This is a genomic window from Pseudomonas sp. MAG002Y, assembly GCF_019400845.1.
GTDB lineage: Bacteria > Pseudomonadota > Gammaproteobacteria > Pseudomonadales > Pseudomonadaceae > Chryseomonas > Chryseomonas luteola.
This window is the reverse complement of record NZ_WOEJ01000047.1, coordinates 1-1,013: the sequence shown is the minus strand read 5'-3', so window position 1 is coordinate 1,013 and position 1,013 is coordinate 1. Positions and strand designations below refer to the sequence as shown.

At 62.1% G+C, this 1,013-nt stretch carries 1 protein-coding gene; it reads left to right on the top strand.

Going from position 1 to position 1,013, the window contains the following annotated elements; genetic code table 11:
* Window positions 1–1,013, top strand: a 1,013-nt coding sequence (locus tag GM154_RS25485) for a dihydroxy-acid dehydratase (RefSeq protein ID WP_219654319.1), incomplete at both ends; no start/stop codon positions are given.

Sequence of the window (1,013 nt, the reverse complement as noted above, 5' to 3'; positions counted from 1 at the left end):
CTGATCGACCTGAACGAGTTCCTCTCTGCTGAAGCCGGCATGTCCCGCTCGGCCGGTACCTGTAACACCATGGGTACTGCCTCCACCATGGCCTGCATGGCTGAAGCCCTGGGCACCTCGCTCCCGCACAACGCCGCGATCCCAGCCGTGGATTCGCGTCGCTATGTACTGGCGCACCTCTCTGGCATGCGCATCGTGGACATGGTGCATGAGGACCTTCGCCTGTCGAAGATCCTGACCAAGGAAGCCTTCGAGAATGCCATCCGCGTCAATGCTGCCATCGGCGGTTCGACCAATGCCGTGATTCACCTCAAGGCCATCGCTGGCCGTATGGGCGTAGACCTTGAGCTGGACGACTGGACGCGGGTCGGTCGCGGTACGCCTACCATCGTCGACCTGCAGCCGTCCGGTCGCTTCCTGATGGAAGAGTTCTACTACTCCGGTGGCCTGCCGGCAGTGATTCGCCGGATGGGCGAGGCAAACCTGCTGCCGCACCCTGATGCCCTGACCGCCAACGGGCAGTCGATCTGGCAGAACTGCGCTGAGGCACCTATCTATGGCAAGGATGAGGTTATTCGTACGCTGGACAATCCCATCCGCAAGGACGGCGGCATCTGCGTGTTACGGGGCAACCTGGCACCCAAGGGCGCAGTGCTCAAACCTTCTGCTGCCACGCCAGAGCTGATGCAGCACCGGGGCCGTGCGGTGGTGTTCGAGAACCTGGAGCATTACAAGGAGCGTGTGCTCGACCCGGACCTGGATATTGACGAGACCTGCGTCATGGTGCTCAAGAACTGCGGACCAAAAGGGTATCCGGGCATGGCTGAGGTGGGCAACATGGGTCTGCCACCCAAGCTGCTGGCCAAGGGCATTACCGACATGGTGCGTATTTCCGATGCGCGCATGAGTGGGACGGCCTATGGGACGGTGGTACTGCACGTAGCGCCGGAGGCTTCGGCAGGGGGTCCGCTGGCGGTTGTGCGTGACGGTGACATGATCGAGCTGGACTGCGA